General features: G+C 28.4%; 26 protein-coding genes. 4 read left to right on the forward strand and 22 right to left on the reverse strand.

The window, feature by feature from the left end; translation table 11 throughout:
- Nucleotides 1–147: 147 nt before the first annotated feature.
- The 6 genes from EQF90_RS07800 to EQF90_RS07825 form a co-directional block, all read right to left on the reverse strand.
- Nucleotides 148–939, reverse strand: coding sequence for a hypothetical protein (locus tag EQF90_RS07800; protein ID WP_134710913.1), 792 nt, complete (start codon nucleotides 937–939; stop codon nucleotides 148–150).
- A gap of 820 nt (nucleotides 940–1,759) precedes the next feature.
- Nucleotides 1,760–2,278 carry an LPXTG cell wall anchor domain-containing protein gene (locus EQF90_RS07805; RefSeq protein ID WP_134710912.1) on the reverse strand — a complete coding sequence of 173 codons (519 nt, stop codon included), beginning with the start codon at nucleotides 2,276–2,278 and terminating at the stop codon, nucleotides 1,760–1,762.
- A 54-nt stretch (nucleotides 2,279–2,332) separates the two neighbouring features.
- Entirely contained in the window at nucleotides 2,333–2,551 is a 219-nt protein-coding gene (locus EQF90_RS07810; RefSeq protein WP_134710911.1) for a hypothetical protein, read from the reverse strand.
- Between the two features lie 50 nt (nucleotides 2,552–2,601).
- The gene (locus EQF90_RS07815) at nucleotides 2,602–3,483 is read right to left on the reverse strand and encodes a glycoside hydrolase family 3 N-terminal domain-containing protein (protein WP_134710910.1); all 882 of its coding nucleotides are present in this window, start codon (nucleotides 3,481–3,483) and stop codon (nucleotides 2,602–2,604) included.
- Complete coding sequence (locus EQF90_RS07820; protein WP_280633459.1) at nucleotides 3,471–3,602, reverse strand: hypothetical protein; 132 nt, start codon at nucleotides 3,600–3,602, stop codon at nucleotides 3,471–3,473. Before EQF90_RS07820 ends, EQF90_RS07815 begins: the two co-directional genes overlap by 13 nt.
- 8 nt (nucleotides 3,603–3,610) lie before the next feature.
- The gene (locus EQF90_RS07825; RefSeq protein WP_134710909.1) at nucleotides 3,611–3,898 is read right to left on the reverse strand and encodes a PTS transporter subunit EIIB; all 288 of its coding nucleotides are present in this window, start codon (nucleotides 3,896–3,898) and stop codon (nucleotides 3,611–3,613) included.
- A 215-nt stretch (nucleotides 3,899–4,113) separates the two neighbouring features.
- On the opposite strand from EQF90_RS07825, the gene EQF90_RS07830 reads away from it, so the two are divergent.
- A complete protein-coding gene (locus EQF90_RS07830) occupies nucleotides 4,114–4,416 on the forward strand; it encodes a PTS sugar transporter subunit IIB (protein ID WP_134710908.1) in 303 nt (100 codons plus the stop codon).
- 1 nt (nucleotide 4,417) lies between these two features.
- Complete coding sequence (locus tag EQF90_RS07835; protein ID WP_134710907.1) at nucleotides 4,418–4,732, forward strand: PTS lactose/cellobiose transporter subunit IIA; 315 nt, start codon at nucleotides 4,418–4,420, stop codon at nucleotides 4,730–4,732.
- A 46-nt stretch (nucleotides 4,733–4,778) separates the two neighbouring features.
- Here the strand turns inward: EQF90_RS07835 and EQF90_RS07840 are convergent, their stop codons facing one another.
- From EQF90_RS07840 to EQF90_RS07895, 12 genes are all read right to left on the reverse strand, one after another.
- On the reverse strand, nucleotides 4,779–5,672 hold the full coding sequence (locus tag EQF90_RS07840) for a DUF7916 family protein (RefSeq protein ID WP_167554051.1): 894 nt from the start codon (nucleotides 5,670–5,672) through the stop codon (nucleotides 4,779–4,781).
- Between the two features lie 29 nt (nucleotides 5,673–5,701).
- Complete coding sequence (locus EQF90_RS07845; protein WP_134710905.1) at nucleotides 5,702–6,982, reverse strand: PTS sugar transporter subunit IIC; 1,281 nt, start codon at nucleotides 6,980–6,982, stop codon at nucleotides 5,702–5,704.
- A gap of 432 nt (nucleotides 6,983–7,414) precedes the next feature.
- Nucleotides 7,415–7,798: an SIS domain-containing protein gene (locus EQF90_RS07850; RefSeq protein WP_167604031.1), complete on the reverse strand. Its 384-nt coding sequence runs from the start codon at nucleotides 7,796–7,798 to the stop codon at nucleotides 7,415–7,417.
- 84 nt (nucleotides 7,799–7,882) lie between these two features.
- Nucleotides 7,883–8,104, reverse strand: coding sequence for a MurR/RpiR family transcriptional regulator (locus tag EQF90_RS07855; protein WP_134710903.1), 222 nt, complete (start codon nucleotides 8,102–8,104; stop codon nucleotides 7,883–7,885).
- Nucleotides 8,105–8,221: 117 nt separating this feature from the next.
- Complete coding sequence (locus tag EQF90_RS07860; RefSeq protein WP_167604029.1) at nucleotides 8,222–8,377, reverse strand: hypothetical protein; 156 nt, start codon at nucleotides 8,375–8,377, stop codon at nucleotides 8,222–8,224.
- Between the two features lie 61 nt (nucleotides 8,378–8,438).
- Entirely contained in the window at nucleotides 8,439–9,941 is a 1,503-nt protein-coding gene (locus tag EQF90_RS07865) for a C69 family dipeptidase (RefSeq protein WP_134710902.1), read from the reverse strand.
- 94 nt (nucleotides 9,942–10,035) lie between these two features.
- Nucleotides 10,036–13,233 carry a type I pullulanase gene (pulA, locus tag EQF90_RS07870; protein WP_167604027.1) on the reverse strand — a complete coding sequence of 1,066 codons (3,198 nt, stop codon included), beginning with the start codon at nucleotides 13,231–13,233 and terminating at the stop codon, nucleotides 10,036–10,038.
- A 541-nt stretch (nucleotides 13,234–13,774) separates the two neighbouring features.
- Nucleotides 13,775–15,451, reverse strand: a complete 1,677-nt coding sequence (locus tag EQF90_RS07875) for a sensor histidine kinase (RefSeq protein ID WP_134710900.1) — start codon at nucleotides 15,449–15,451, stop codon at nucleotides 13,775–13,777.
- Entirely contained in the window at nucleotides 15,444–16,199 is a 756-nt protein-coding gene (locus tag EQF90_RS07880; protein WP_134710899.1) for a response regulator transcription factor, read from the reverse strand. Before EQF90_RS07880 ends, EQF90_RS07875 begins: the two co-directional genes overlap by 8 nt.
- Nucleotides 16,200–16,205: 6 nt before the next feature.
- Complete coding sequence (gene msrAB / locus EQF90_RS07885; protein WP_134710898.1) at nucleotides 16,206–17,345, reverse strand: bifunctional peptide-methionine (S)-S-oxide reductase MsrA/peptide-methionine (R)-S-oxide reductase MsrB; 1,140 nt, start codon at nucleotides 17,343–17,345, stop codon at nucleotides 16,206–16,208.
- A gap of 16 nt (nucleotides 17,346–17,361) precedes the next feature.
- Complete coding sequence (locus EQF90_RS07890; RefSeq protein ID WP_167604025.1) at nucleotides 17,362–17,991, reverse strand: redoxin family protein; 630 nt, start codon at nucleotides 17,989–17,991, stop codon at nucleotides 17,362–17,364.
- A gap of 21 nt (nucleotides 17,992–18,012) precedes the next feature.
- The gene (locus tag EQF90_RS07895) at nucleotides 18,013–18,729 is read right to left on the reverse strand and encodes a cytochrome c biogenesis CcdA family protein (RefSeq protein WP_134710897.1); all 717 of its coding nucleotides are present in this window, start codon (nucleotides 18,727–18,729) and stop codon (nucleotides 18,013–18,015) included.
- 226 nt (nucleotides 18,730–18,955) lie between these two features.
- Here EQF90_RS07895 and EQF90_RS07900 point away from each other — a divergent pair, with 226 nt between their 5' ends.
- Complete coding sequence (locus EQF90_RS07900; RefSeq protein ID WP_134710896.1) at nucleotides 18,956–19,966, forward strand: YdcF family protein; 1,011 nt, start codon at nucleotides 18,956–18,958, stop codon at nucleotides 19,964–19,966.
- 114 nt (nucleotides 19,967–20,080) lie between these two features.
- On the opposite strand, the gene EQF90_RS07905 is transcribed toward EQF90_RS07900, so the two are convergent.
- On the reverse strand, nucleotides 20,081–20,920 hold the full coding sequence (locus tag EQF90_RS07905; protein ID WP_134710895.1) for an aminoglycoside phosphotransferase family protein: 840 nt from the start codon (nucleotides 20,918–20,920) through the stop codon (nucleotides 20,081–20,083).
- Nucleotides 20,921–21,396: 476 nt separating this feature from the next.
- Nucleotides 21,397–22,566: an IS110 family RNA-guided transposase gene (locus EQF90_RS07910; protein ID WP_134710894.1), complete on the reverse strand. Its 1,170-nt coding sequence runs from the start codon at nucleotides 22,564–22,566 to the stop codon at nucleotides 21,397–21,399.
- A 285-nt stretch (nucleotides 22,567–22,851) separates the two neighbouring features.
- On the opposite strand from EQF90_RS07910, the gene EQF90_RS07915 reads away from it, so the two are divergent.
- Entirely contained in the window at nucleotides 22,852–23,703 is an 852-nt protein-coding gene (locus EQF90_RS07915) for a GNAT family N-acetyltransferase (protein WP_134710893.1), read from the forward strand.
- Between the two features lie 189 nt (nucleotides 23,704–23,892).
- Here the strand turns inward: EQF90_RS07915 and EQF90_RS07920 are convergent, their stop codons facing one another.
- On the reverse strand, nucleotides 23,893–25,212 hold the full coding sequence (locus tag EQF90_RS07920) for an MATE family efflux transporter (protein ID WP_134710892.1): 1,320 nt from the start codon (nucleotides 25,210–25,212) through the stop codon (nucleotides 23,893–23,895).
- Between the two features lie 315 nt (nucleotides 25,213–25,527).
- Nucleotides 25,528–26,328: a GNAT family N-acetyltransferase gene (locus EQF90_RS07925; protein WP_134710891.1), complete on the reverse strand. Its 801-nt coding sequence runs from the start codon at nucleotides 26,326–26,328 to the stop codon at nucleotides 25,528–25,530.
- Nucleotides 26,329–26,429 lie beyond the last annotated feature (101 nt).

Consider the following 26,429-nt stretch of genomic DNA (forward strand, 5'->3'; position numbering starts at 1 on the left):
ATTTTATGTGATTTAGAGATTATTTGTTAGAATAAAAAATTATGATTCCTCCCTTTTGTGTGTTCAGAAATAAATTGGTAAAATTCGATTTATTGAAGATTTGTGCTTTAGGGTGGGATTTTTTCATGTAAATCTTTGAAATCCATTTTATCCTAATAAATGTTGATTAATCAACCAATCTACATATTGATTATTAGGTGCCCTATTTCCTGTTTCAAATGTACATATCAACTTTAAGCCATTCATACTATATAATTCTATCTTTTTTATTGCATTTTCTGCATATTGCGGATTGTCCATCATTCCAAAATGTTCCCAATAAATTTCTTCACAGGTATGAGGATCTAAAAATGTAAAGTCCGGATAAATTACTCTTTCTCCTAGAGATAATGGGCATTCGTACTTGTATGGAATATCTAAATTTTCAAATTTATCAGCCAAAATCTTTTCAGTTTTAGATCTAATACGATTACCTTTATTTGTAAAAATTTCATTACTTCTCGAATCAAATCCTTTTCCCTGATATGGCTGATTTATCCATATTTCCGCATATTGCCCTTTAGTCTCAAACATTGGCATTACCAAATTTTTCCTCTCATCGGAATATTGATCATACACATCATCGATTAAATTTTCATCAAAATATTCATACATTTTCTTCATCAATGGAAGAATCTTCTTAACTATATTTTTAATTTTTTTATTATATGATTTTTGTGCTAGACTTTGAGCGAGTTTGATTTCTGACTTTTTAATGTATTTTTGTTCAAATTTTAAAGTCTCATGATTTTTAAATTTATGGTAATATTCAATCTTTTTAGCTTTTTTCTTAATACATACCATTCCATCAACATCAGGATATTTTTGTTTATTTAATATCCTTTGTATTTTTTCAAATCTTAAAATTTCATTTTTTAAGAATGTTTTTAATTGCTTCATTTTATACCTCCAAACAATTTATATGTCTATTATCTCATATTTTTAAAATTTTAAAATGTCATTATTGTTACATTATTTTAATATTTATATAAAATTTTAGGTTTTAGATATCTCTCTCATTAAAGTTTATTAATAGCCCTACTTTTATTAATTTTTTATATTTGCTAGGGCAATCTTCTACAACATTTCTTAAATTCGCCCCCCTTCTTTTTTCTACTTACTTATTTTGCTAGGACTATTTCTCAATTTTTCGCCATAATCTGCCCCCCCCTTTTTCCACTTACTTATTTTGATGGGGCTATTTCTCAATTTTTCACCATAATCCGACCCCCGCTTTTTTCCACTTACTTATTTTGATGGGGCTATTTCTCAATTTTTCACCATAATCTGTCCCCCGCATTTTTCCACTTACTCATTTTGCTAGGACTACACTTGCTTCATTTCACCTAAATTCAGCCCCTTCTTTTTTCCACTTACTTATTTTGATAGGGCTATTTCTCAATTTTTCACCATAATCTGTCCCCCGCATTTTTCCACTTACTCATTTTAATGGGGCTACACTTGCTTCATTTCACCTAAATTCAGCCCCTTCTTTTTCCCACTTACTTATTTTGCTAGGACTACACTTGCTTCATTTCACCTAAATTCAGCCCCTTCTTTTTCCCACTTACTTATTTTGATGGGGCTATTTCTCAATTTTTCACCATAATCCGACCCCCGCTTTTTTCCACTTAATAATTTTGATGGGATCACATCTCCTAAAACCAACATACCCACAAAAAGAAAGAAGCCTTTCGGCTTCTCACTTTAATAAATTTAATTATTTCTTGTTATTTTTCCTTGAAAATACAAAGAGTATTATTAAGGAAACCAGTGCTATTATGGATATTCCAACATATAGGAAGATTCCTCTGTCTCCTGTGTTTGGACTTTTAATGACTGCGTATGTTGATATTGGATTTGAAGAGTTTTGTTCTTTAGCTATTTCATCACCATTTGACTTATCTTCTTTAGGATTTTCATCAGCTATGGATGTGGTTAGGCCATGTCCAAATGGATACTTTGCTTTTCCATATTCATAGGTTGATGTGACTTCTGAAACATCTACTGGCAATTTTCCTGATGATGTGACTTTTCCAAAGATTATATCTAATGAAGTAGGAATGTTTGAGCCAAAGGTTTTAACTGAATCTGTTCCTTTTTCTGTTGAATCCATTCCTTTTGCACCATATGTAAGCAATACTGATTTTACATTTTTATATCTATCCAAATCATAAGGTTTTGCAATACTTAAAACGACGTGTTTTTGATTGTTTTCATTTGCAATATCTACAACCATTTGAGGAATATTTGATTGCCATGATTCTGGTGAATGTTGGGCTTGTTTTGCAATTTAACTTATAACCACGATGTAATAATAGCCTTTCATTTGATTTTTCAATTCTTCTTTAGTTGTGTTTTCATTGTATATCATTGTTGTATATTCAACATATTTAGGGATTACCCCTTCTCTTTGTAGTCTGTCAAAACCATAGTTTAAGCCAGGAACTTCATTATTAAAGGCTGCTAGCATCAAAATTTTTTCTTCAGGTTTCGGCCTGAATGGCAACATATTTCATTCTTACCAACTGTGATAGCTCTTTGAGTTATCAATCTTTGTTTTTAAAGATGTTCTTTAGAACCAACTACTGAAAGAGCTTTTTTCACTTTTTCTTTAACAGGCTGATTGTACTTAGTTGTGTTGGAAATTCCTCTTTTTTCCTTTAATTCCAACACTCTTCTTACAAAATCATTTAATCTTTCTTCTGTAATTTCACCTTCATGAACTGCATTTTCCAAAATAGCATAAACTTTTTCTAGCTTTTCAACATCTTCATTACTTCTCATTATTACAGGCATTAGCAATATGTCTGCCCCAGCATTAAAACTTCTCAAACTTGCTTCAGCTTGTCCGAAATGGTTCGCTATCGCCTGCATGTTTAAGGTATCTGTAATGATATCCACGCCTTCGTCAGCAACATTCATAAATGGACTTAATTCCATATTCATTACTTCTTCTTTTGACTTATTCACTTCTGGTAGTCCAACATGGCTATCTCCCGCTGTATCCCCATGTCCCGAGAAATGTTTCAAAGCTGCACTCACCTTATTTTCTTGAAGCCCTTTAACTAATTGAGAGCCTATTTCTCCAACCAATTCAGGATTTGAAGAAATTGAGCGTTCCCCTGTAACTGGGTTATTTAGATTATTATTAATATCTAAAACGGGTGCCAAATCAACATTTATTCCTAAAGAATCCAATTCTTCCGCAATGATTTTTCCATACTCATAGGCAAGTTTTGGATCTCTAGTTGCTACCAATGCCATATTCCCAGGCAAGCTTGTGTCGGTTCCAAGCCTTACAACCCTGTCCCCTTCTTGGTCAACGGCTAGTAAGAATGGTTGTAAATTATTTTCCAAGGCAAGTTTTTGATACTCACTCGTTAATCTAGCTGTTTGTTCAGTATCAACAACATTTTCCGCAAATAGGATTATTCCTGCCAATTTGTATCTTTGCTATCTCTTTGTAGTCCAAAATAGTTAATTGCTTCATCTGTAACTTTTTTAGCATTTCCAGGACCTAAAACTACTTGATAACTATTACCTTCTTTAACTAAGCCCAAAACACCATCTATTTTTTTAATTCTTTTTCATTAACTTTTGATGTATCCTTGATTTCAGATCTCATCCTTGTAATGCAATTAAAACTTTTATTGATATTATCTTTTCCATCTCGTATTGAAGCTTCTCCCGTTTTTTCAATCAACTTAGCAATTTCTGTATATTGAGATTCTATACATTTTACAGAATTGATGTCCTCTTGATTCATAAGCTTTACCGAATCAATAATGCTCATCTCGCTATAGTTGACAGAATTTGAATTTTCTTTTTCCGTTTTTATTTTACTTAAATCTATCAAAAGTCACCTCCCTTCTATTTCTTAAATCCACCATATATGAAATCGAATTCATTTACAATATGTGAAATTAAATATGAAATAAAGTTTCATTTTTAGAAATTTATTGTATGTTTACTATTTACTACATTTTGTTTTTATCAAAAAATAAAAATAACCTTTTCACTATTTTGTTTTTGTGATACGATATATATAATTAAAAATAGATGGAGGACATAATGAAAAATATAGTTTTAATTTGTGCCGCAGGAATGAGCACATCTCTTTTAGTAAGTAAAATGAAAAAGTATAGTGAAAAAATAAATTATGAAGCTAATATAAATGCATATCCAATGTCAGAAGTTAATGAATTTGGTAAAGATGCCGATATAATTTTACTTGGACCTCAAGTTAGATTCAATTTAGATAAAGTAAAAGAAGCTTTTCCGGAAAAGCCTGTTAAAGTTATTGAAATGATGGACTATGGCATGATGAACGGCGAAAAAGTTATGAAAGATATTATAAATTTATTAGGAGAATAATATGAATATAGAAGAAATAAGCTTTCAAATTATCGCAGCAGTTGGGAGTGCAAGATCTTTATTTATAGAAGCGATTAATGAAGCTAAAAATGGAAATTTCGAAAAAGCTGATGAAAAAATAAAAGAAGGACATAAAATTTTCAATCAAGGGCATAAGATTCACTTAAAATTAATTTCTCAGGAAGCTGATGAAAATCAAAAATCAGTTGAATTTAATTTAATTTTAATGCATGCAGAAGATCAACTTATGAGTGCAGAATCATTCGGAATTTTAGCTGATCAATTTGTTGATGTTTATAAAAAAATGTCAAATTAATAAACGAGTTATATACCCGCTTTGGAGGTATATAACTCGTTTGTATTTATCTATTAATTGATCTTGCTATCATCGAAACAGTATGTCTATATCCTCTTATAGCTATACTCATTTCAAAAATATTTTCTACCGGTGCAAGTCCGCTAAATCCTGCATCTCCTATATGTTGAATATCAGCACCACAAATTTTATTTTGTATTGCCATTTCTCTTATAGTTTCAGGTCTAGAGCCTTCTTGACTTGTACCTATAGCAGTCATCACTAATGCACCTTCTTTATGTGCAAATTTACAAGCTTCTTTTAACTGTTCTTGATCAAATCCTTGAATTGTACCTATCGAAGGCACCAATATAACATCTGCTCCCGCTTTCACAAATTCCTTTATTGTATTTTCATCACAAACAGGCTCATCAACCCCAGATGTGTGCATTTTCCCAGCAATGATTAATCCATTGTAATATTTTTTAGATAATTTAATTGCATTCAATATATTTTTATTTGTTACACCTGTTCCCGGATTCCCGGTAAAACAAACAAAATCCATTCCCAATTCTTGCAATCTTTCAAGACTTTCTTTATTTACCGTTCTTCCTAATGAAATCTTTATAACGTCTTCCATCATATCTGCTGAATCATCTACCGGTTCCAAATTTACTCCTATTGGACGACCTGTTAATTTTTTTAATTCTGAAACAAAATTTGATTGATTTTCTATTCCTTTAATATCCGGATTTAATACATCCACTCCATTAAGTAAAATCAAATCCGCTCCAAATGCTCTAGCCAATTCAGAGTTTGTTATATCTCCAATCCAAGCTTCCCTTGTTGCAACATTTTCTGATAATATCGTTCTTCCTTCGCTAGCTTTTATGCTTTGTTTTAACTCTTTAGAGTTATATGACAAAATGTCTGAAGCATTTGAACTTATTAATCTTTTCATTATTCCCCCATATTAATTTTATTTTTATGTTATTTATAACTAATTTCTGAATTTTTATTATTTTTTTCTACCACTAGATAGAATGGTAAATAAACCAAAATATCTATAGCAATTATCACTATTTGTAACAATGAACCCATTAAACTTCCCGTAGTTAAAAATCCTGAGATTATTGGCGGCATTGTCCATGATACAGATGCATAAGTAAAAGGAACCAATCCCGAAGCAAACCCAATATAGGCGATCACCGTGTTTATCATAGGTACAATTATAAATGGTACAAATAATGCAATATTCATTACTATAGGTAACCCAAACATGACAGGTTCATTAATATTAAATATCCCCGGTGCTATTGTCAATGGTGCTATTGCTTTAGTTTGTTTTGAGGAAATTTTTCTAATAGCTAAAACAGAGATTACTATTACCAAACCAAGAGTTGCTCCTCCTCCACCAATAAATACAAAATTATCCATAAATGATGATGTAATTATATTTTTTAGGGGTTCTCCTAATTGTTTAGCTTGAGCATTTGCATCTAAATTCGCTAACCAAATTGGACTGAATATTGAGTTTACAATTGAACCACCATGAATTCCCAAGAACCAGAAGAATGAATTCAACCCGGTAACTATCATTGTACCAAATACTGTGCCACCTAATAATCCAAGTGGTCCTCCCAATACTATTTTTAATATATCATGCATATTTGGCAATCCATATTTATCCAATAAAGCAAATACTAATAGCCAAAATGAAATTATTACAGCCCCAGGAATTATAGCACTAAAAGATCTAGAAATTGCTGGCGGAACAGAATCCGGCAATTTAATTTGAATGTTTTTATTTATAAACAGTTGATAAATATATCCGTTTAATAAACCTAAAACAATTGATACAAAAATTCCACTAGAACCTAAATAAGGCAGGGTCAGTCCGGTAACTTTATTTGCAGTTATGAATGGCGTAACTGTTACAAATGCTGACAATGAAACTATCCCTGCAGCAACCCCATCAACCTTATGTTGATTAGCAAATGAGCTCGCAATACCAAAGCTTGCAATCAATCCTACTAAACCAAAACTCGAATTAACGCCCTTCCACAAATATCCAGCTATTCCTGAATCATTTAAATATGTTTCAACAGCCTTAATTGGAAAACTTGCAATTATCATAAATATTGACCCAACTATAATCAAAGGCATAGCCAATGTTATACCATCCCTAATAGCAATCAATCCCCTATTAGCTCCCAATTTAGCTGCCAATGGCATCAATCTTTGTTCCAAGATATTTTTTTTACTTTCCATAAATCTCCTCCTTATAGATTTTCTATTTTCACACTTTTATAGTATATCTTATAATTTTTTATGTCAACGATTTCATAAAATATTTTAATACTAAATAAATTTATTACTATGTTTTTATATTGCAAAGGGAATTTTTTATTTTAAAATCTCTAAATCAATCCCTTGATTTATCTAAATTACAGAATTCTTTTTACTAAAATCATTAAAGAAATCCCCTCAACACCAACAACAAAAAAATTCCTAAAAAAATCAAAAATCTGCTGAAAACATGATTTTATCTGTTTTCAGCAGATTTTTATTCTTCCTTACCTAGGATTTCATTAGTTTTTATAATTCTTTTCATAAATTGATCCCTATACATTTCTAAATATGAGTTATATAATATATCAATAATTATCAATTGTGATATTCTACTAGAGCTCGCTGCTGCTCTCAAATTTTTTCTATGTTAGGTACATTCAAACTAAAATCAGACAAATTAAATAACTTATTATTGGAATACTTAGTTATAGAAACTAATGTCGCATTATTTAATTTTATATTTATTGCCATTTCTAAAACTTCTTTAATCTGCTCCGAATAAAAAATCACTATCGCTAGTTCATCTTCTTGAATGTTTGTTGAACTTATAAGTTGTAATTGCGTATCTTCATAAAGAACTGTCATTTTACTTATTCTTTCTAATTTTTGTTGAAAATCCTTAGCAACAAGAAAGCTTGCTCCTAGTCCATACAATCTTATAACTTTACTTTTATCAATTAATTTAACAACTTTTGAAATTTGTTTATAGTCTACAAGATTATAAGTGTTATTCAATGATCTAATATTTTCATTAAATATTTCTAGAACTATTGATTTATCATCATTATTTGCTATATTTGATAAATTACTTCTAACAAGTTAATCATTAAAATTAATATCATTTAATAAAGCAATCTTTAATTCCTTAAATCCATTAAATCCTATTTTCTTTGATATTCTAACTATGGTCACCGGGCTACAATATCCTTTTTTCGCCAAAGTATGAATATCCATTTCAGTAATTTCTCTTATATTTTCCAATATATATTTTATAACAGGTTTTTCAACATCATCGCTTGACTTGTATAATAACTCTCTAATCTGTAAATTACTTTTTTCATTTCATAACTCTTATTATACTTGTCTCTCTGTTTTCTTAATTATCCCTATATTTTTGCTTTCCCCTATTTTCTTGGAGCCATTTTTATCTACATTTTTTCATAGTAGACCCAACTTTTTCTCATTTTCTTCTTTTGTTGGGGCCATTTTTGCTTCATTTTTACAAATTTTAACCCCCGCTTTTTGCCCATCCTCTACTTTGCTGGGACATACTGAATTAATTTTTACAAATTTTAGCCCCCACTTTTTGCCCATCCTCTACTTTGCTGGGACCATCACTAAATTTTCTAAAATTTCCCCAGACACTCCAATCACCTTATGCATCTGATCTAGAAAATGCATTTTTCATATTGTTACTTGCAACATACAAAACATTGCTCAATAATACATCTGTCTTGGATTTCAAGTAATCTGCCATTTCTTGATTTGCTGTTTCTAGTAAGTTTTGAATTTCTTCTTCTGAACTTAAGGCTTTAGCCATTTTATCATATTTTATTATCATTTCATGACCTTTAGATTGAATATCTAATTGGTAATTTTCAATGTATGCGGCTGTGTCACTAAAGTTATTGTCACATAGTGCTGCAATTAATCTATTTGCCCAATAAAAATTATCTGTTGAAACTTTATCTGTTCCGTTTGAAAGGTATGTTGGAGTTTTTGTTATGTTTGCATAAAATGGAACAACTGCGTTAAATACGTTCGAACCTAGCGACATCCATTCAATTACTTGGAATGCTTTTGGCATATATGGTCTAATTTGAACTAATCCCATAACATTGTTTCTATTGATTCCTATTGGTCTATATTTTCCTTTAAGTGCTTTATCATCTGATTTTCCATAAGGGTCAAATGGAGTTTCTTGAAAATGGTGTGATAGCACATATTTAATATCTTCAATTGTAATCTTTCTGTCCGGTTTTTGTGCCCATGGGATATTGTTTGATTCCGGCTTAAAATCTGCATTTTCCCCATCCCATTTAAATGATGATTTATTGAAAAATCTTTGAATTATCCACGCCCTAGGTGTGTTGTATGTATGATCCATATCAGAATGCGAACCAAAGGCATCTCTCGGATTTAATTTTCCATCAAATGATAAATCCAAATGATTTTCAGATATAAATTCTCTAAGATCTTCAGAGCACATGTATTCGTCCTGTTTCCCAAAGGCATCGTCCAAGTCAAATGAGTCAATCCCCAATTGATTCGGCATTACTACATAGCTATCATCTGGAACTTTTTTAGCAATCCAATGATGTCCACCAATTGTTTCCAACCACCAAATTTCATTTTCATCTTGAAATGCGATGGCATTTTTTTCATAAGTTCCGTAAGTTTTTAAAATCTGTCCTAATCTCTTAACTCCATCTCTTGCAGTATGAATGTATGGAAGCACAAGTGTTACAATGTCCTCTTCACCTATTCCACCAAATATTTCTTCTTGATAATTGGCATCACCCTTTTTGCCAATCTGTGGAATATATTCAACCATAGGATCCGCCCCAAGTACTCTCTCATTTGAAGTAATTGTTTCTGTTGCAGTCATTGAGATATTTTTCTCATTTACACCATAAGCCCCCCAAATACCTTTCTTTGGAATAGCATCTGGCATCGCTGTGTATCTCATTGGATTATCCGGTAATTCAATCTCAACTTTTGAAATTACCGATTTATATTTTCTTGGTTGATCTTCGGGAGTTACTACTATGAAATTTTTATTTTCATATGAACCTGCACCCGAATCTTCATTTCTTGCTACTAATGTAGAACCATCATAAGATGCATTCTTACCTACTAAAATTGTTGTACATGCCATATCGTCCTCCTTATTATTTACTATATATATTATATTAAATCTTATCCTTAAATATGTAAATAAGGGAACTAATTAGCTCCCTTATTTACATTTATTATATTAACTTTTTCTTTCTAATAACAAAAATAATTCCCATTGATATTACTATCATGATAGCAGAAGTTGTAACTCCAAAATCTCCTGTTTCCGGATTTTCATTTTGTATAGAATTTTGTTGATTATTCGATTTAATGATTGTTCCCACATTAATTGGTTTATCCTTAGCAGGAATTTTTTGCAATACAATTGTTGAAAGTGGAGATAAATCAATTTTATCAACCAAATCTATTTCTTTCAAACCTTCAGCATTTGCTTGATTATCCATTACAAGCACTTTATATCTTCCTTTTTCAACATTAAACGGAACAACCTTGTCAGATACATTGTGTCCGATATATATATCATTTTCTCCAAGTTCAAGTTTATATCCTACTTCTCCATTATTTTTATATTTCAACTCAAATAATGAATTTATTTTTTCAAAATCTTTTTCATTAAATATTTCATTACTTTTTCTGATTTTTACCAATTCTCTAAAATAATCTGTAATATTCGAAAAATCTTTTACCCTATTCCAATCAAATTGATTTACTGAATCCGGAGAATTATATGAATTGTGGTTTCCTCCCTTCGTACGACCGAATTCCTGTCCGGCATGTACAAATGGTGTACCAAATGAAAACATTGTAATTGCATTTGCAAGATTTTGTCTTTTAATTCTTGTTTCAACACTATCATCAGGTCTAGATTTCTCTAATTTATCCCATAAAGTTAAATTATCATGTGCTGCTGCATATTGAACAACCTGTCTTGCTGATTGATAAGGCTTATCTAAATTTTGTCCACCTTTGATATTATTGATTATTATTTCTTCTTTGTCCGAAGCTCCTGAAATAAATCCTGTAGAATTATCATCATTTCCACCTTTTATTGCATTTCTCATATCGTCGTTGAAGAATGCTAAATTAGGCATCTTATTTGCATTTTTTTGAGTAGCCCTTAGATCTTCAGGAATGCCCATATTCATATTCCAACCTTCTCCAAGTATGAATATATTTGGATTTATTTCTTTAAGTGAATTATAAATTTCATTCATAGTATCATAATCATGAGTTCCCATAAGGTCAAATCTCAATCCATCAAGTTTAAATGTTTTAACCCAGTGTTTTGTAGAATCAATCATGAACTTACGCATCATCCTTCTTTCAGATGCCGTTTCATTTCCTACCCCTGTACCTGAGTGGAATGTACCGTCTTCTTTCATTCTAAAATAGTACCCCGGAACAATCTTATTAAATGACTGTTGTTGTGTGTCAAATACGTGATTATAAACAACATCCATGATTACTCCAAGTCCATTTTCATGAAGTATATCCACAGTTTTTTGTAATTCATTAATTCTATTAAATGGATCTTTTGGATTTGTTGAATATGAACCTTCAACCGCATTATAATTTTGTGGATCATATCCCCAATTATATTTTGCTTTAATATTATTTTCATCTACAGAACGACTACTGAAATCATAAATTGGCAATAGTTGAATATGTGTAACTCCTAATGATTTCAAGTAATCTAATCCTGTTATTTGTCCATTATCTGCTTTAGTTCCTTTTTCAGCTAATGCTAAGAATTTTCCTTTATTTGTCATTCCCGAATTTTCAGCAATTGAAAAATCTCTTACATGTAATTCATAAATAATTGGATTTTTCATGTTTGCTTCATTTACAGGTCTTGCAACTTTACTTGGTGTAGGATTTACAACTACACCCCTTTCGCCATTTACCGTTACAGATTTTGCATATGGATCAACTACTTCAACCCCTTCAGCATCTGATAGGTAAACTCTATACATATATTCTTTACCTAGATTATCCCCTGAAAGTTTATAGCTATATACTCCTTTTTCACTTCTATTCATTTCATAGTTTTTTTCTAAAGAACCCTTGTTATATGTTACAAGTTCAACTTTTCTGGCTGTAGGAGCCCATAACTTAAATTCTGTTTCGCCTTTAGAATATATTGCACCTAACTCTTCATCAGTTGCATACTTATCATCAAATTGTTTTTCTGAAACAATTCTTCCGATAGTTGCTTTTGCATTTAATACTTCATCAGTTTGTTTATCAACATCCTTTACTTTCAATATAATTGAAACATCTTTTCCTTTATTTGAAATAATATCATCTAAATTGATATCTTCTTTCAAAGTAATTTTGATTTTTCTAGTTTTTCCATTTTTTTCGTTAATAGCTTCAATTTTTTCAACTTTAGATTTGATATCTTCTTCACCAAGTTTTAATTCATAATGTTGTTTAGCATCCTCAACGTTTACATATTTGCTTAACCTTAAATTTAATTCTTTATATTTATCAATTGTAAATAATTGAATTACCGGCTTTTCTTCTGAAATTTTTTGAGGTTTTTCTAAATAAGTTTTTGGATCTTCATCTCTTACCCAGACATGTGTAGTTTCATCTTTTATATCAACAAATCTGTCTTCATCAATATTTTTAGTCCAACTATTTTGCTCTTTTACAATATATCCAACTTTATCTGTTTTTACACCTAAATCAATAGTAGCAGTTTGACCGAAATCATCAGTTTTATCAAATGAATATTGTTTTCCATCTGCTCCATTAGCCCATACCCAAAGGCTCCAATTTCCTTTATTATAATTATCAAAATGGAATATTACTTTTGTGGTTTTATCATTTCTATTTTTTCCAACATTTTTAGATATATCAATATTTTCTTTTTTTTCTATTTTTTCATTTTGAATCTCAGATATTTTTGCTAATAATTCTTGTGGAATTTTTGCATTATTTCCTTTTGGTCTCCAACCTTCATTTCCAAATTCCGGCAAATATACCTTAAATCCATCTTTTTGTAAACTCTTAACTTCATCAAAAGATAACTTAATCGAATAAGATTTTTGCTCTTTATTTGCAACTAAATCCTTACCATTACCCCAATCACCATTAATTCCTCTTAATTTTGCTTTTTCCTTAAATCCTTCTCCCCAATGCGAGAAGTCAAATACAAAATCAACAGTTTTATCAGAATTTACTTTAGCCTTTGCACCAAAATCTTCTTTATCTCCAGATTTTGTAAATGCAAAGTCAATATATTGCTCTTGAGCTTTAACAGTCTTAGTCTTAAACCCTTGAATGTTCACTCCGGAAAGTGAAATAATAAAGGCTAAAACTATAGCTATCATTTTTCTGAAAAAATTTTTTGTTTCCGTTTTCATTTCTTCCTCCATTTTATTTCTTAAATTTATTATATGAGAAATTATTATTTTTTCAAAGAGTTTTATGAAAACGGTTTTAGCCTCTAAAAATGCAGAAAGTTGAAAGATTAGAGGTTTGTTAAATTTTCAGAGAATTTATCTATATTAAAAAAAAGTAATAAAAGAAAAATTGTAATCTTTTTCATAAAAATTTAATTCAGTATATTCTATACCTATATAGTTCATTCATGTAAATTTAGAAAAATTATACTTTACAGGTGAAAATTTTCTTTTTTTTTCATGCAAATATAAAATACTTCATATTTACAGGTAAAAATTTATACAAAATAAATTTTTTATCTATAAATTTACCTGTATATTAAAGATTTTACAATTTTACATGAACCTTTTTACCTGTACTACAAAAATATCTTTAATTTACATGATTACCCCTCTTTTTTTACCTGTAATGCAAATTTTTACGATTTTGCATAATTTTTATCACTTATAATTAAATAAATTAAAAGCTGCAAACACATTATCATGTATTTACAGCTTTCTACTATATACTTAATCTATATTCAACTACTGTTGCATCTTCTTGTCTGTACATTCTTATTCCATACTGATTTCCGCAAAGAATTTTTATTCTTTGTTCAACATTGCTCATTCCGATGCCCCCCAGCTTTGTTTTTATTCTATTTTGATTGTCAAATTCTAAATCAACACCATTGTTTTCTACCTTAATTATTAAATCTTCATCATCTATATAGGAGGAAATTTTGATGAATGATTTTGATTTTTTAGGTTTAATGCCATGATAAATTGCGTTTTCTACAATTGGTTGAAGAATTAATTTCGGAACTAATATTTCAAGAGTGTTTTTATCTATTTCAAAAACATATTCAAACTTATCATCATATCGAACTTTTTGAATGTCCATATAGTTTTTCACGTGTTCTAATTCATTTGACAATGATATAAAGTCTTGATTAATACTCAACGTGCTCCTTAAAATCATTCCTAATGACTTGGTAACCTCAATCGCTTTTTCATTTTCTCCAAACTCTATCAACCAAAGTATTGTATCTAATGTGTTATAGATAAAATGAGGATTTATTTGACTTTGTAAGGCTTTTAACTCAAATATCCTCTTTGAATTTTCCTTCTCTTCTATATTTTTAGTAAGAGTTTTAATTCTATCCAATAGTAAATTATATTCTGTTTTTAAAGTATGAATTTCTATCGAATCTGAGTATTCAATTTTTATCTTGGAAAAACTTTCGTCAACTTTTTTCATCTCCTCTACCAGATTTGTCAATGGTTTACTTATCCACTTAGAAATTAATACTGATAATGCAATCGTTGAAATTAAAATTATAACTGACCAAGTTACAGTATTTACAATTAATTTATTTTGAAGTTGGTCTATTTGCTCTGTTGAAGAAACTCCCACAAGTATCCAATCTGTATTTGGAATGTAAATTTTTGAGGCGATAAACCCCTTTTCAACAGTTTTCATCCTATCTTTTATTATTTTTAAGTATTTTTCATTTTCAATAAGTGAATTTGTGTTCATTTGTTTAGAATCAAAAAGTAATTTTTCTTCTGATGTAGTTATGAAAGCATAACCATTTTCTCCAAAATTTATCGAGGAAACATAATCTTCAATAAATTTATATGATAAATCAATCACAACAAATCCCTCTATTTTCTTATTTTTATTAGTAATTTCGTGACTAATTGAAATGACTCTTTCTGTTTTATTCATAGAAAATCCTTTATGATTTTCTGTTGTAACCATAGCCATATTATTTGATTTTTTTAAGTTTCTATACCATTCTAAACTTTCCATATTATTAGAAATTTCAAAATCTATAGGGGAAGTTGATAATATTTTTCCATCATTTGATATAACTGAAATTCTTTTAATTAACGGATCATTTTGTTGAGTTAATTCAATTATTTTTTTTATTGTATTTTCATTTAAGGCATTTATATTTTCAATTTCCGGAGTCATTGCTAATAAACTTGATATTCCCTTTATTTTTTCAAGATATGAAGAAATGTATATACTAGCATTTTTAAGTTGTTGCTCCGTTTGTTGTAATTTATTATCTTTCAATATATTTACAGAATGCTTGTAATTTCTATATGATAAAATTATTACCAATACTATAGAAATGATGAAAAAATATATACTTATTTTTGTGCTAAATTTTTTTAATAATTTATTCATCCCTTAAACCTTGCTTGAATTGTTTTGGTGTTATATTGTAATATTTCTTAAATTTTGTTACAAAATAATTTACATCTTCAATCCCTATATTTTCAGCTATTTCATAATTTTTCATATCAGTCGAAAGCAACAAAATCTTAGCTTTTTCCATTCTTTTTTTATTTATATAATCTTGAAAAGTAAGTCCATATATTTGTTTTACCAGCACACTTAAATAATTGCTGTTATATCCTATATCTTCCGCCATTTTACTTAATGATAAATCTATGCTAAACATATTTTTTTCTAAATATTCCTTAATCAAATTATTTTCCTCATCTATTTCTATAGTTTCATTTTGAGTTATATTTTTAATAGATTTTTTTCTCCTAAAATAATCAATTTTATCTATAGCACTTTTCAAAATATACTCAATATCCTTCTTTGAGACAGGCTTTAATATATAGTCATCAACTTTAGCTCTTATAGCTGTCTGCGTATATTCAAAATAATCATATCCTGTAATTATTACTATATATACATTTGAATTATTTTCTTTTATTAATTTTGCAGCTGTTAAACCATCTATTTCAGGCATATTAATATCCATTAAAATAATATCAGGATTTTGAGTATTAGCTAACTCTATTGCTTGCTTTCCATCTTCAGCTTCTAATACATCAGTAATGTTTAGATTCTCATAATTAACGAGTTTTTTTATACCTTTTCTAATGATTGACTCATCATCTGCAATTAATAATTTATACATTTTCACCTACTTTATAATATGTGTTAAATATCCATATCCTTCTTTTTCCATGTCTTGTAATGGAATAAATTTTATTGACGCACTATTTATACAAAATCTCAATCCACCCAATTCCTTTGGTCCATCATTGAATACATGTCCCAAATGTGAATTTCCTGACCTACTTCTTACTTCTGTTCTCTCCATATTATAACTTAAATCTTTATGGTAAGTAACCACTTCTTTTGCTATTGGTTTTGAGAATGATGGCCATCCACAACCTGAATCAAATTTATCTGTTGAGCTAAATAATGGTTCACCTGTTGCAACATCAACATAAATCCCCTTATCTTTATTATTCCAATATTCGTTTGAGAATGCATGCTCAGTATCACTTTTTTGTGTAACTTTATATTGAATATCCGTTAATTTCTTTTTCAACTCATCATCTGAAGGCTTTGGATATTTTAATTGATCTATAATCACTTCATTTGCCTTTGAAATATCAATATGGCAGTAACCATTTGGATTTTTCTTTAAATAATCTTGATGATATTCCTCAGCTTTATAGAAATTTTCTAATTTTCCAACTTCTACAACTATTTTGTCTTTATATTTTTCTTGTTCTTTTTTCAATTTTTCCTCAATTATTTTTCTTTCACTTTCATCTGTAAAATAAATTCCTGATCTGTACTGTATGCCTTTGTCATTTCCTTGTTTATTCAAACTTGTCGGATCCACAACTCGTAGATAATAATCTAATATTTTTTCTAATGAAATTCTTTCCGGATCATAGTCGACTTTTACAGTTTCAGCATGCCCTGTATTTTTATATGAAATATCTTCATATGTTGGATTTTGAGTTTTTCCATTTGCATATCCACTTACAGCATCTGCTACTCCATAAATTTTTTCCATATATGCTTCTAATCCCCAAAAACATCCACCTGCTAAATATATTGTTTTTAGTTTTGATTTTGAATAAAAAATCCCATCATTAGGATTTTCATTAATAGATTTTTTTTGCTCTTCTTTTATAATATCATCTATTTTTTTACTTATATCATCTTTGTTTTTCATATCATTATTTGAATTAATCACTTTATTAGTACAGGCTGTAATTATAAAAGTTATAAAAAAAATAATTGACAAAAATATTTTCTTCATACTTACCCTCTTTTCATTATTTTACCTCTGAAAAAATTTTATTTAACGCTTCTTTATTTAATTGTCCGGGTACAACTTTAATTAAAACACCGTCAGATCCAACTATTATGTTTGTAGGTGTTGATCTAATGCCATAATTTTTGATAAAGTTTCCGGACTCATCCAGTAAAACCTTAATGTTTTTATAATTTAATCCCTTAAACCACTTTATAAAATCCTCTTTATTTTTTTCACCAATATGTCCCGGCGAAACTACTGTTACTATTTCATAATCTTTTGCATTTTTAGACATTTCATCCAATTCTGATAATCCCGCTAAACAAATTGGACACCATGAAGCCCAAAACTTAACATATACTTTCTTACCTTTTTGATCGCTTAATTTGTACATTTTTCCATTAATATCAGGTAAATTAAAATCTGTGGCAAGTTCTCCTTGATTAATTTTCTTCACTTTTGTAGAGTCACTCATTTGGTCTAATTTCATATTGTCCTTTTTATCTGATTTCATATGATCCATTTTGTCTTCCATTTTTTTATGCTCTTTTTTATTATCCATTATATCTTTTTTTGCTTTTGCTCCTGTTGAGCAAGCTGTTAAAACTAGTGATAATGCCATTAATCCCGATAATATTCTTTTTTTCATATATATTCCTCTTTCTTTTATTTAGTTAAATAAGTTGTTAAAAAATGCTGTTAAATTTTGTAATTGGTTGCTCATTAGTACTATTCCCATTAATGCTACTAAAAATCCTCCAATTCTCTTAATTGTAATTAAATGTTTTTCAAAAAATTTGAATTTATTCATCAATGCACTTGACGCAATCGCCATTATTAAAAATGGAATCATCAAACCTATTGAATAAATCAACATTAAAAATGCTCCATAAAATTGCTGTCCACTACTTGCAGATGTTACCAATACTGCAGCTAAAATCGGTCCAACACATGGTGTCCATCCCAAACTAAACGATATTCCCATTAAATATGTTCCAAGTGCTTTTTTCTTATTATTCTTAAATCTAATCCCCTTTATTTTATTCATTCTTTCAAAGTGAATTAAATCCATTTGATGAATTCCAAGTAAAAATACTAAAAATCCCGCAACTGTTAATACCCATCTGTTGTTTAACACCTTTCCAATTATTCCTGCTCCAAATCCTAAAATCACAAAGCTGGTTGAAAGACCTAATACGAAAGCCATTGTCTTGATAATTGCACCTTTATTTATCTCAAACTTACCTATTTTTATCTTCTTATATTCGCCTTCCTTATCCGTCATAAACCCTACATATACAGGAATAAGAGGGAATGTACATGGTGCAAAAAATGATAAAAACCCGGCAATAAACACAGAACTTATCAATAATTCATTTTGTATCATATTTCCTCCTGAAATATTTTCTTTATGGTGTTATTATACGTTCATTCTTACAATAAGATAATAGAAAATAATTTTTAAAAACTTAAAAATCATTAGGAGTTGAAAAATAAATTAAATATTAATATACGTTCACAAAACTAAATAATTGGGTATCCAATATTTAGGTGTATATTTGTACATTATAAACATTTAATTATGTACAGAATTAAATTTAAAGGAGAAATTTATGGACTTTTCATTAGTAATTACAATATTTATATTTTTAATTTTAGTAATTATAATATTTAAGGAAAGAAGAAATATAATTTCCGGAATATTATTTTCATTTTTCATGATATCTTCAATAATCACAATATTGCTAGGTTTGGAAAAATATGATCTACTTTCTAATTCGCCGATAAGAATATTAATATTCGGTATAATAGCTTTATTTTCATTATTTGTATTTTTAATACCTGTGTTTTTAGTAATAACTTTAATTTATAATGGAATAAAAATATTAAAAAAAGAAGGTTTTTCTATAAACAATATGCTTTCTTTAAGTCTTGGATTATACATTTTGTTAGGCTCAACTATTGGTAATATTTTAATATACAGATTTAACATTCCTACTTTGTTTAAACATTTAATAATATTATCAAATATATATTTTTCATATATTTCACTAATTGCTATTTCATATACTATATCCGGATTTTTAAATTTTGCTAATGTAAAAAGAAAAAATTTAGATTACATAATAATTTTAGGATCTGGATTAATCAATGATAAAGTCCCTCCTCTTCTGGCAAGTAGAATAAATAAAGGGATAAAAATATTCAAAAAAAATCCTAATTCAAAAATTATAATGTCAGGTGGGCAAGGAGATGATGAAAATATTGCTGAAGGTGAAGCAATGAAGCAATACGCTTTAAATCTGGGAATTTCCGAAAAAGATATTATAGTTGAAGATAAATCTACTACAACTAGAGAAAATCTAATTTTTTCAAAAGAATTAATGAAGGAAAATCCAAAAATTGCAGTTGTAACAAATTACTATCACTTGTTTAGAGCCTTGATAATAGCTAAACAAGAAAAAATTAAATGCATTGGATATGGTGCAAAAACAAAACTTTATTTCACAATTAACGCATTTATTAGAGAAATCATTGCATTTTTAGTAATGTATAAAAATGTTCATTTTGTTACTATTTCATTAATAACTTTAGTTTATCTTGCTTTAAATTCATTCTTTTAGACAAAATAGAAAAAGGAATTAATAAGAAAATATAAATATGAATTGAAAATATAAATTTAAGTAGCTGTTGCGAATAACTAAAAAAATTATTTTGCAACAGCCCCATGCTTAATCCTATATCTTATCAAGCCATTCTAAAACATATTTAGCTTTATTTTTCATAACATAAATCTGATTTTTCCCATAATTTATCGCCCATGGCAATGATCCTAATTCATTTGATGAAATGTATAGCTTCATGAGTTTCCAAAATTCTTCCGGGATTTCATTATTAAAGTAACCATCTATCATTCCTCGTGAAAAATGTTCAAAATCTTTTATTGACCACACAATACGGTTAAATTCTTCCCAAGGATCGCCTTTATCAAATTTTTCAAAGTCAATTATATAAAGCTTATCATCTTTTCCTATCATCATATTTCCAATGTGAAAATCTCCGTGATGTATTGAAATTGGCCTATTTTTTAGCAATTTTCTGTTTTCATTTATATATTGAATGAATCTATCCCCATTTTCATATTTTTCGGGACACTCCAAATAACTCTTTATCTTTCTATCCATCTTCTTGCTAAAATATTCTTCCCAATCAAACTTTTCTTCAACAGGTATTGAATGAATTTTTTGTAGCATTTTACCCGCTTCAACTCCATAATCATACTGTTTTTCATTTGATAATTTCGCCATTTTTTCTTCAGCATCAACACCGTCAATCCAAGAAATAATTGTGTAAACAAAATTTTCATCTTTACTTATTTCAATAGGTTTGCACATATTTATTCCTAATTCCTCTATCTTTTTCATACAATTAAATTCTTCCATCTTATCTTCAAGATTTTCAATAGAGGAAACTCGCAATAAATATTTTGTATAATCTTCTGATGTAATTTCATATTTTTCATCATAAGACCAACCTTTATCAATCAATTTTTTCTTAATTATTTTAATATTTTCCATTAAACACCTCCTCGTATAATAATGTTGTAGTAAAAAAACTACATTTTCTTTTCTATCCCATACTCATTTTGGTATAATATTGGTATGGATAGAGGTCGTAGTTCACCTCCTTGAAGCTTGTTTCCTAAGAAAGGGTTACGTCTCTTTTAAACACTAATTATACTATATATAGTATAATTTGCATATACAACTAAAGACTAACTATTAAAAGTCAAGAGGTATAATGTAAAAAATATTAGATATTGTAATGAATAAAAATTAGATAGAAAAATAAAAAGATTCTAAAAAAAGGCATGACAAAAAGACCTAAACTGAATTTAGGAAAAACTAGATTAAGCAAAGGTTAGAATTAAATCGTTTTTGCTTTTTAGATTGTAAATTTTTCAAAAGAACCTGTAAATGATAAAGGCTACGCATAAGCATTGCTCGTCATTTACAGTACCTTTTTCAAAAATTAATTGAGAGTTAAGCAAAAACTATCTTTGAATTTGATAAGGTTCATTTTTTGTTAAAACGGCAAAAATAGTATGACAAAGTTTTCTAGCAACAGCGTTTGTTGCAACTAAATGATGCTTGCCTTCACTAATTTTCTTTTGATAATAATTAGAAAAAACCGGGTCATAAAATTCAGCTCTAAGAGCAGATTGAAACAAAGCACGTCTAAGGTATGGAGAACCTCTTTTAGTCATATGATTAGAAGTGGATTCAAATTCTCCGGACTGAGAAATACTTGCATCAAGACCTGCGTAAGCAACAAGTTTTGAAGGGTTAGAAAATCTTTTAATATCTCCAATCTCGCCTAATATTGTAGCTGCATTAACAGCACCAATACCTGGAATGGTAGTAATTGGAGAATTAAGTTTTTTAAGTAAAATCTCAATTTCTTTTTCGACATCTAAAACTTGATTTTGAATAAAAGAAATTTGCTCGATAAGCATTTTGATTTGTAAGCTGAAAGAATCCATGCAGAAATTAACGCCAAAAGATTTAGAAGCTTTCTTAGAAAGTTCTTCAAGTTTTCTAGAAGCGTACTTCTTTTTAGAAACACTGTCTAAAAAAGATTGTAAATCTTCAGAATTGATATCTTCAAAGTCTGAAGGAGTAGAGAAATTTGAAAGTATTTCTTTAGAAGTCTTTCCAAAAATATTACTAAAAGAAGAAGCATATTCAGGGAAAACTTGGTCTAAAAGAGCAATAATTTTTCTTTTAAGATCACCAATTGAGGATACAAGATAAGACCTGAATCTAGAAAGATTTCTCAAAGACAAATAGTCCTCGTTAGAAAGAGAAGTTTCAACAAAATCTCCATAGCGAAGAAGATCGGCTATTAAAAGAGAATCAATAATATCAGTTTTTCTCTTTCTGATTTCTATACTTTGTCTCCAACCATCGGTTTGGATTGGATTGATAACACGAACAGTGAAGTTTTTTTCACAAAGATATGAGTATATAGATAACCAATAATGACCGGTAGCCTCCATGCCAATTTCAAGTTCATTTTTGAAATTTTCTAATTTACAGATTAAACTTTCAGCACCATCAATGGAATTTGAAAAAGAAAAAGCCTTAAAAATAACTTTTTTCTTATCATCAATTAAAGAAGCTACATGAGTATTTTTACCAATATCAATACCTAAATAAAACATAAAATACCTCACAAAAAATATATTTTAGATAGACACCTCAAAATCTAATAACGTTACTGCCTTATGGAATATTCGAAGTACCCTAGAAGGGTCAACATCTAACTTATTCGTAAACAGTTAAAAGATTAGAGGACTCACTCTTTCAAGTACGAGATTAAATCCCAAGGAGAAAACGAGTACACTCTATCTAATAACAATATTATACAGTAAAACTGGATAATATTCAGTCGAAAAAGGGTTATAGGTTACCTTTAACAACCTAAATACATTATATAAGGAGAATTTATGAATACAATTTATACTAACAAACTTACGGAAAATGAATTAAATCAAGCAAAAGAACTTATAAAAATCTGCCAAAATCATGATGGAACCTTCAAGGAACCCTATCTTTCAAATATGTTAAATTTCGATAAATCTATGCCAGCATTTTTCATGGCATATAATGAAAATATTTTAGTAGGAATATTGACGGTTTATGCCGACTCTTATAATATTGAAGTTAGCATTAACATTCACCCTAAATTTAGAATGAATGGAATCGCAAAGGCTTTATACAATTTATTCTTAGAAAAAACTAAAGATTATGGTATTTCTTCAATAGAATTTATCAGCGAAAGAAAGTTTTTAGATAAAAACCAAGATTTATTAAAGCATTGGAATATAAAGGAAACCAATGATACTGAATCATGGTTACATAAAGGATCTATTCCTTATGAAATAGATAAAATATCAGAATTATCAATCTCTATAGCAAACGAAAATGATATAGACAAAATCGCAAAAATAAATGCGGAAGCATTTGATTCACCATTAAATAGAAGCTTAGCTTATGCAAAAGAATCTATGAATGATAAAAATAGCATTTTATATGTAATTAAGAAAAAAGACATTATTTTGGGTTCCTGTACAGTTGATATAAGCTCAAACTCAAATTATTTATATGGATTAGCTATTTCTAAAGAATATAGAGGTCAAGGAATTGGAAGCTATTTTGTAAAAAATATTGTAAATGAATTAATTTCTAAAAATAATAAAGATTTTCAAATAGCAGTCGATGACACAAATATCGGTGCAAAAAAACTATATGAAAATCTTGGTTTTGAATATATTACGCAGGTGGTGTATTTATCATAAAATAATAATTTCTTAATATTACAGGTAAATTCTTTTGAAAATCATGTATTATAGCAATTTTTTTATATTACAGGTAAAAAAGGTTAAAAATAATCATGTATTACAAATATTTTAACAATTTACATGATTTATCTTCATAATAATCGGAAGTTAATTTCCAATTTTATACAATTTCCTATAGAATTGGATCTAGTCTTCCAATTTTCCCCTTTTTATATTTAATAAAAAAACTATTGATACAACTAATGTAATGAACTCTGAAACTATCATGGCGTACCAAATTGAGTTAATTCCAAATATTGATGGAATGATGTTTACACTCAAAGCAACTAAGACATATCCTCTTAAGATGCTTATAATAAACTCTTTTCTTGGCATTCTTAATGAAGTCAAATATCCACCTGTAACTATGTTAAATCCTAATATTAGGAGTGCGAATGAGTAAATTCTTATATCCGTAATTGCTTCATTTAAAAATCTTAGCTTTGTTTCATCTAAAAATATGTTGATTATTTCATCAGTCCAAATTTGAATTATCGAAAATACTAAAATTGTTATTGAAAAAACTATCAGATACATCATTTTTTTTAGTAATTTTACACTTTTTATATCCTTTTTACCAATATAATAGGATATCAATGGTTGCGTGCCTTGATTTACCGATAACATAATATTTGTAAATAAATTCAAAATATACATTATTATAGAAAATATTGCAAGACCCTTAATTCCTTGAATTGTAGCAAGTTTATTATTAAATATAAAAATTATAAATCCGGTTGACAATTCTGCTAAAAATGCCGGGATACCATATTTTATGATATTTATTAAAATATTATAATTAAACTTTACTTTTACAAAATTCAATCTTGATTTTTTTGACGAAAAATAAACTGCATAAATTATAGAAGGTGTAAACTGTGAAATGCCTGTTGCCCAAGCAGCTCCTTGTATTCCAAAGTTATAATAAAATACAAATAAATAATCCAAAACTATATTTATACATGCTGAAATTAACATTAATATAAATCCTATTGTTGGCTTACCTTCAGCCTTCACAAGCAATTCAAATACATAAGTAAGAATGATAAAGGGAGAAAATATCGCAATTATTTTAGCATAATCAATTACATACTTCTTTATATCATCATTTTTCCCTAAAAAATCTGCGATTAAATCAATATTAAAAAATGAGATTAAGGCTATAATCAAACCCACAATACCAGCTATCAAAATAGTTTGAGTGAAATATTGGTTTGCTCTTTTTTTATCGTTTTTTCCTAAACTAAACGAAACAATATTTAAGCTTCCAACAGAAAAAAGCATAGATAGTGAGAATAAAAATGTAATAAATGGCATGGTCACATTTACAGCTGACAAAGCCTCTACTCCTATACCTCGCCCTACAAAAATTCCATCAACTACTGAATAAATAGAATAAAAAATTATTCCTCCTATTGAAAGTGAAACAAATTTCAGATATTTTTTTATGAGATTTCCATCTTGCATGATGGCTCCTTTCTTTTTTTATATAACTGTATAATATATTATATCAATAATTAATTATAAGATGCCGCATATTCTTTAACTACTTGCATCTCTTCAGCATTTAATCTTAAAGATATTCCCATAACACACCTTCCTTTGTATTACAAAGTAATACAAATATAAAGATTTTTCAAGTTTTTTGATTATTTCTATAAATAACTCTTAATAAAATCTGAAATAGACATAAATTTAATATTTTTATAAACCATACTTCCCCATTAAGTAATTTTCTGTAAATAATCTATTATTTTAGATTTTTCAACTAAAAATAGAATTTTAATCTTCTCTCCTAAATTCTACCTGAGAAAATATTTTTTCAAACCCAATAGATGAATATAAATGATTTGAAATCGGATTTTTCTTATCTACATTTAACACCGCAATTTTGCCATTTTTAATAATTTCATTTTTCAATGTGTTTACAACTTTCCTTGCATAACTCTTTCCACGGTATTCAACTCTCGTGTATACATCTGAAATCTTACAAATCTCATCTGAAAAATCTCCATATTTTGCCATTGAAATTATTTTATCTCCATCTCTTATAACCCTGTATTTATCAATATTTGATTTTAGTTTTTCTAAACTTACCTCATTATCCAAACCTACATCTTTTATAAAATTTCCCAAACAATCATATAATTCATCTATATCATCAAAATTTGTGTGTTCTACTTCATTACAAGATGGTTCTGTAATCTGTTTTGAGTCCATGAAATCAAATGCTAATCCTAATTTAAATTTAATTTTATATTTTTCTGCAAAAATATTTTTAATTGAATTTCCTAATTCATATAAACTCAAAAAATTTTCAATTTCTAATTTTTCGGTAAGAATGTAATCAATAGCCTCTTCTAAGCATTCCTCATCTCCATAAAATATTGCACCGTATGGATCACACTTAATTATAATAAGTTTTTTATCACCAATTTCAGATTTTAGTGCATAGTTTTTATTGTCGCATTCTTGCAAAACATTAGAATTATTTATTAAATAAAGAGAAAAATATTTATTATGTTGTAATAATCTTAAATTTTCGGTAATGAATTCTTGACCATTTTTATATTTTTTTATCATTTCGCCTCCAATTATTTGCTTATTGTAAGTATTATTATATATTATTTAAATTTATTTTTAAATTAACCGTACGGTTGACAAAATAATAACCTTATGATATT

The organism is Helcococcus ovis, assembly GCF_004524775.2.
In the GTDB taxonomy this organism is placed as follows: domain Bacteria; phylum Bacillota; class Clostridia; order Tissierellales; family Peptoniphilaceae; genus Helcococcus; species Helcococcus ovis.